The sequence below is a fragment of the Bartonella sp. ML69XJBT genome, from assembly GCF_028618515.1.
Lineage (GTDB): Bacteria > Pseudomonadota > Alphaproteobacteria > Rhizobiales > Rhizobiaceae > Bartonella.
The window spans coordinates 14,235-20,637 of sequence record NZ_JAQITB010000026.1 but is presented as its reverse complement, the minus strand read 5'-3'; the positions used below and the strand labels follow the sequence as shown (position 1 = coordinate 20,637).

The 6,403-nt window shown below is 47.5% G+C and carries 8 protein-coding genes; all 8 read left to right on the top strand.

Annotated features, from left to right (window positions below):
* Positions 1-930: ParB/RepB/Spo0J family partition protein (locus tag PVV68_RS07490; RefSeq protein WP_273782851.1), on the top strand; the 930-nt coding region annotated here is incomplete at its 5' end.
* Positions 927-1,385, top strand: coding sequence for a hypothetical protein (locus PVV68_RS07485; protein ID WP_273782849.1), 459 nt, complete (start codon positions 927-929; stop codon positions 1,383-1,385). The genes PVV68_RS07490 and PVV68_RS07485, both read left to right, overlap by 4 nt.
* Positions 1,382-3,379, top strand: coding sequence for a transposase domain-containing protein (locus PVV68_RS07480; protein WP_273782847.1), 1,998 nt, complete (start codon positions 1,382-1,384; stop codon positions 3,377-3,379). Before PVV68_RS07485 ends, PVV68_RS07480 begins: the two co-directional genes overlap by 4 nt.
* 340 nt (positions 3,380-3,719) lie before the next feature.
* Positions 3,720-4,751 (top strand): AAA family ATPase, encoded by a 1,032-nt coding sequence (locus PVV68_RS07475; protein WP_273782845.1) that lies wholly within the window; start codon positions 3,720-3,722, stop codon positions 4,749-4,751.
* Positions 4,748-5,011, top strand: a complete 264-nt coding sequence (locus PVV68_RS07470; RefSeq protein ID WP_273722044.1) for a hypothetical protein — start codon at positions 4,748-4,750, stop codon at positions 5,009-5,011. The genes PVV68_RS07475 and PVV68_RS07470 overlap by 4 nt, the downstream gene beginning before the upstream one ends.
* The gene (locus tag PVV68_RS07465) at positions 5,011-5,259 is read left to right on the top strand and encodes a hypothetical protein (protein ID WP_273722046.1); all 249 of its coding nucleotides are present in this window, start codon (positions 5,011-5,013) and stop codon (positions 5,257-5,259) included. Before PVV68_RS07470 ends, PVV68_RS07465 begins: the two co-directional genes overlap by 1 nt.
* Positions 5,260-5,273: 14 nt before the next feature.
* On the top strand, positions 5,274-5,897 hold the full coding sequence (locus PVV68_RS07460; protein WP_273722054.1) for a DUF3164 family protein: 624 nt from the start codon (positions 5,274-5,276) through the stop codon (positions 5,895-5,897).
* Between the two features lie 50 nt (positions 5,898-5,947).
* Positions 5,948-6,403: DUF3164 family protein (locus PVV68_RS07455; protein WP_273782844.1), on the top strand; the 456-nt coding region annotated here is incomplete at its 3' end.

Here is a 6,403-nt window from a genome sequence, read left to right as displayed (position 1 = left end):
CAATCGATGGCGCGGGAGGGGTTAATGAACCCGATTACAGTGCGCCATACCCCCAATGCTAAAGAGGGTAATTACACACTTATTGCTGGTGCGCACCGGCTTCGTGCTGCGGAGCTTTTGGGCTATAGTGACATTGATGCCGTTGTGGTGCAGGCTGATAAGGACAATGCTGCGCTTTTAGAAGTGGCAGAGAATTTGTTTCGCAATGAATTGTCAGTGATTGACCGTGCGCTTTTTGTCCAGACTTACCGCGAATTGTGGGAAAAGAAGTATGGGGAGATTAAGGTTGGTGGGGACAGAAAATCAAAGGGTAAAGTTTACCCTTTGATTGGTGGTAATCAATATACAAAGGACAAAGTGGCAAAAGGACAAGTTGTCCCTTTGCCAAAAGATGGTTCTTCAGAGCACCATGAAACTGGGTGTGAAGGGGATAAAAAATCAAAGGTGCAAGTTGCACCTTTGATCGGTGGTGAAACAGATTTTGAGCAATTGGTGCAACTTGCACCTATTGCTCAAATAGAGGGAAAGGATGGCAAAGGGACAGTTTTATCTTTTGCTAAACATGTGGCGGACCGCATTGGTTTTTCTCAAGATGTTGTAAAACGTCTCAACTGTATTGCACGGCATTTACAGCCGGAGTTGCGGTCTGTTTTGCGGGGGACAGCTTTGGCGGATAACCAAGCGCAGTTGTTGAAGTTGGCGAAGATGGAGCCGGTTGCGCAGCGGCGGGTGGCGATTGCTTTGCAACAGGTTGAGGGGGATTTACGGCGGGCTGTTGATTTGGTCAATGGGATTAATACACCTCCGCAAATTAATGAGCAGGAACGGATTTTTGCTCAATTGTTGAGTGTGTGGCAGAGAGCGGATGCACAGACAAAGGCGCGGTTTTATGATTATTTGAATAAGCAATCGGGGGAGGGGCAGGCATGAAGACGCGTGGTTCTCATCAACTTGATTTTTTTCAACGTCCGGTTTTTCCTTGCCGTGAACCCGTTGCGCAGATTGATTTAGAGCGGTTTCGCTCACGCATTAAGCGGGCGATGGCTAGGGCTTTGAGAGAATGTCGGGTTGAGCGCAGTGTGATTGCAGAGCGTATGGCGCATTATTTAGGCATTGGTTGTTTGAGTAAGGCGAGTTTGGATGCTTATGTTGCGGAAAGTAAGCAGGTGGATATTTCCCTGCCGCGGTTTAAGGCATTTGTGCGGGCGACAGAGGCATTTTGGCTCTGGGATGAGGTGGTGAGTGAAGATGGTTTGCTGTTGTTGCAAGGGGATGAAGCGCGTTTGGCAGAAATTGCAAGATTGCAGCAGGAACAGCGTGAGATTGCGGCGCGGTTGAAAGCGATGCGTGCGGTTCCGGTTCGTATTAGACGGGGGCAGCCATGAAAGAGTGGTTTAGTATTGCTGAGTTGGCTGAAGCGGCTTTGCCAGGGTTGCCGAAGAGTAAAGGTGGATTGCGTAAAATTTTGGCGTCCACATGGCGTCATCAAAGTGGTTTGACACGTAAAGTTAAAGGGGTTTCTCGTCCTGTTGTGGAGATTCACATTTCCTTATTGCCGGAGGGGGCGCGGGCGGCGTTGTTGTTGCGGGCGGGTGGTGTTGATGTTTTGCAAAAGACAGAACAGAGCATGCAAAAAGAAGCGCTTTGGGCGCGTTATGAAGGGCTTTCAAAGGCGCATAAAAGGCGCTGTGAAGAGCGTTTGAAGGCACTTTGCTTTATGGAAGATTTGCTTCATGCCGGTATGGGTGTGCATGATGGAGCAAGTTTGTGTGCGGTGCAGTTTGGGGTGAGCCGGATGTCGCTTTTTAATTGGCGGCAGATGGTTGAAGGGTATGAGCGCCCTGATTGGTTGGCAGCGCTTGCGCCTTGTTATGGTGAGGAGAATGTTTCGCAATTTGCACCCTGTCATGAGGGGGCGTGGGAGGTTTTATGTTCGGATTATTTACGCTCTTCTCGCCCTGCTTTTTCGGCATGTTATCGGCGGATGGTTTCGGTTGCACGGGAGAAAGGTTGGGAGCCCATTCCTTCTGAGCGGGCTTTGCGGCGTCGTTTTAAGGCGCAAGTTTCCAAAGCGGTTGTGGTTTTAGCGCGTGAGGGAGAGGAGACGGCAAAAAAGCTTTATCCCGCCCAACGGCGTGATCGCTCGAGCCTGCATGCACTGCAAGCGGTGAATATGGACGGGCATAAGCTGGATGTTTTTGTGAGCGTTCCTTGGGGAGAGAAGCCTGTGCGGCTTTATTTGATTGCCATTCAAGATCTTTATTCGGGGAAGATTTTATCATGGCGCTTATCGGATGCTGAGACTTGGGAAATCGTGCGTTTGGTGATTGGGGATATGGTGGAGGCTTATGGAATACCAGAGCGTATGACCTTGGATAATGGGCGTGCTTTTACCAGCAAGTGGATTTCTGGAGGTGTGCAAAACCGCTTTCGTTTTAAGATTAAGGCGGATGAACCGCAGGGGCTTTTGACGAGTTTGGGCATTCAATTGCAATGGACGACCCCTTATAGCGGACAATCGAAACCGATTGAGCGGGCATGGCGTGATTTGGCAGAAGCGATTTCCAAACATCCCTTTTGTGCGGGGGCTTATACGGGCAATAAACCGGATGCTAAGCCGGAAGATTATGGGCGGCGCGCGATAGGATTTGAAGCGTTTAAAGCCCATGTTGGTGCGCAGATTGTGGCACATAATGCGCAAGCGGGACGCAAAGCGGTTAATTGTGCGGGGCGCAGTTTTGATGAGACTTTTACTGAGAGTTTGCAAGCAGAGGGAACGATAGTTCGGCAAGCAAGTGCAGCCCAGAGGGCTTTATGGCTTTTGACTTCAGAGGCGTTGCGTACACAAAAGGGGACGGGCGAGATTCATTTTTATGGCAATCGTTATTGGGCGCGGGCGTTGAATAGCTATGCGGGAGAAAAGGTGATTGTGCGCTTTGACCCGGATAATTTGCACCAAGATTTGCGGGTTTATGATTTGAATAATCAGTTGCTTTGTATGGCACCTTGCCTTGCTGATGTGGGTTTTTACGACCAGCAGGCAGCGCGTTTGAATGGGCGTTTGCGTAAAGAATATGTGAAGGCAGTTAAAGCAGAAAAGCAGTTGGCAGCAAAGCTTGCGCCTGATCACTTGGCAGATGTTTATGCAAAAGTTGCAAGGAGGGGTGATGATGCAAAATCCAAGCGTTCTGTTTCCCCAAAGGTAAGCCGCTTGATGCCAAAGAATGCGGGAAATCTCGCTTTAAAAGCTCATGATGCGGTTTTAGGGGATGATGAGGCTTTAGATGCGCAAGAGTTTAGTCAACATTTGCACCAAGCTTTAAGACGCCTTAGCGCTTCAAGTGAGGTGCATGAAGTGATCAAGTTTCCTAGAAGATAGGAAAAGAGAGGGGGGACTTACAAGAGTGCCTATAAGGGGGGCTGGTTTTGTATCGCGTACCAGCTTGAAGCGTTAATAAAGAAAGGGGGGAGGAGAAGTCTTAATCCATTTCAATATTTTAAATCAATACATGAAGTTTCTAGGTGTCTTTGCCTTGATTTGAGCGCGGAGCCTTGAAGTTAGCAAGTTCTCTGATGTGTGAGAAAGAGAGGGGGATTTGCAAGGTTAGCCGTTTTAGTATCGCGTACGGTTTTAAATGTTCATTGAAGACAAAAGACAAGGGGCAAGATTTTAGCCTTCCCCTTGTCGATGTCTAAATCAATACGAAAGGGGAATATATATGAAGTACGCGATAAATGCAACCGTTGATAAAAATCCTTGGGAGCGACCAAAAAAACAGCCCGATGGGACAGCCCAAAACCGCAACAGTGATGATATTGCTTTATGGGATGCGCTTGTGGATTCAGTGCGCGCTTTAGGACGGACGAATGGCTGGACTAAAGCAGAAGTGGCGCGGCGCATAGGTATGCCGGATGGCACCTTTTCGCAGTGGTATGCGGGTAGTTATGCGGGGCAATTAGGCAAGCAAAATGCCAAAGTGCAACAATGGGTTGAAGCGTTAAAAGAAACGGCAGGGCTTTTGGAGATGATCCCAGAAAAGCCAGCTTTTCAAAAGAACCGTATAGCTTGTGAAATCATTGACACGCTAACACTGGCACAAAGTACGGGGGATATGGTGATGATTACGCTTGATGCGGGTAGTGGCAAGACGGAAACCTGCCGCTATTACCGCGCGACCCGCCCGCATGTTTATCTGGTGACAGCCAGCCCGCATACGCGCAGTGTTCATGGTATTTTGAATGATATGGCAGCAGAATTGGAAGTGGTGGAATATAATCCCACCCGCTTAACCCGTGCCATTGGCAAGAGATTAGAGCGTGTGGGGGGTGGAACATTGTTGATCGTTGATGAGGCGCAAAATTTAACGGATGAGGCGATTAATCAGTTGCGTCACTTTGTTGATATCAATGGTACGGGGCTTGCTTTGGTTGGCAATGATGAGATTTCGGGACGTCTCGTGCATCGTCAAAATGGACCTTCTTATGCACAAATTAAAAGCCGATTGGCGATGCATTTGAAACGTCGCAAACCCTATAGTGAGGATATTGCGGCGCGCATTCACGATTGGGGGATTGAAGATGCTGGTGCGATAAAGTTTTTGACCGGTATTGGTTTGAAAGCTGGGGCTTTACGGCAGATTGATAAAACTATGATGTTGGCGCGTATGGCAGCTCTTGGGGATGAGAGTGAGGTGACGCTTAAACATGTCAAAGCCGCATGGAAAAACCGTAATGTGGAGGAATTGGCATGATGAGCTTAAGCCCTAAGGAATTATCCAATACGCTTGTTGGTCTTTATGATGATTATCAAAGTGGTTTGGATATTAGCGAAGAGCTTAAATTGTGTGTGGATTTGGCATTATTGCTTGAATTGGAGTTGAGTGTTCACCGTTTGGGGGAGGCCGATGCGGTTTTGGAAGCCCAAGTTTCAGAAGTTTTGAGTGAGTGTGAAGGTTCTCATGCGGATAAGAGCAATCGTGTGATTTATATGGATTTTGGAGGAGATAAATAATGGAACGCAACCCTTATATGGTGAGAGATTGCTTGATTGCTTTGCGCACTGGCTTTTTGAAGTATGAGATGAGTGGTATTTTTTTGCATGGACAAGATGTTCGAGAATTGAATGATTATTTACGCCGCTTAGCGGGCTATAACCACATTTTAGGTCATGAGCTTATGCGGTGTCGTTGGCAAATAAAAGCGGGATGTGCGCCTTCTTCAGGGGATGTTGTGCCGTTTCGCCGGTTTCAAAAAACATAAGGAGGAGGTTGGTGATGAATCCACAAATTGAACTTGAAGGCACGCGTTATATGAAGGATGCAAAAGGGGCTTTGGTGCCAGTAAGCCTGATCCGCCCTGCGGATTTGTTAGAGGATGAAACGGTGCGCAAAATTATGGGTTTTGCGAAGGAGTTATCGGCAAGGATTGCGCGTTTTAATAGCCATACGATTACGGATTTGAGTGATTTTGATAGCTTGCTTGCGCAAGAATATGGTGTGGAGCGGCGTGGCAAAAAGGGTAATTGTACGTACACAAGCTTTGATGGTTTGCAACGCATTAAGGTGCAAGTCCAAGAGAGCTTTGATTTTGGACCACAATTGCAAATTGCCAAAAGCCTTCTTGATGAGTGCTTGAATGAGTGGTCTGCGGATGCGCGCCCTGAAATCCGCGCCATTATTACGCGTGCTTTTAATACGGATAAAGAAGGTAAGGTGAATCGAGGGGAAATCTTTATGCTGTTGCGCTTGGATATTAGTGATCCACGTTGGAAGCAAGCTATGCGGGCGATCCGTGAAGCCATTCGTGTGACGACCTCTAAGGAATATGTGCGTTTTTATGAGCGCGATACATTAGAAAGCGCTTGGCGCGCTGTGACCCTTGATTTGGCAAAGACGTGATGGGGATTTGTGATGAATCAACCAATTGAGCTTGAGAAGGGACGCATTACATGAAGGATGCGCAAGGGGCTTTGATGCCGGTAAGCCTGATCCGCTCTGCGGATTTGTTAGAAGATGAAATGGTGCGCAAAATTATGTGCGTTGCGAAGGATTTATCCGTTGAGATTGCGCATTTTAAAAATGATCTGTTTACAGATTTGGATGACGTTGATCATCTGGATGATGAAACGGTGAGCAAAATTATGGGTTTCGCGAAGGAGTTATCGGCAAGGATTGCGTATTTTAACCGCCATACGATTGGGGATTTGATTGATTTTGATATCTTGCTTGCGCAAAAATATGGTGCTTGGTGGCGTGGCAAAAGGGGCAATTGTACTTACACAAGTTTTGATGGTTTGCAGCGCATTGAGATGCGATTGGAAAAACATGTTGATTTAGGGTTAGGATTGCGATTTGCCAAAAGCCTTCTTGATGAGTGCTTGAATGAGTGGTCTGCGGATGCGCGC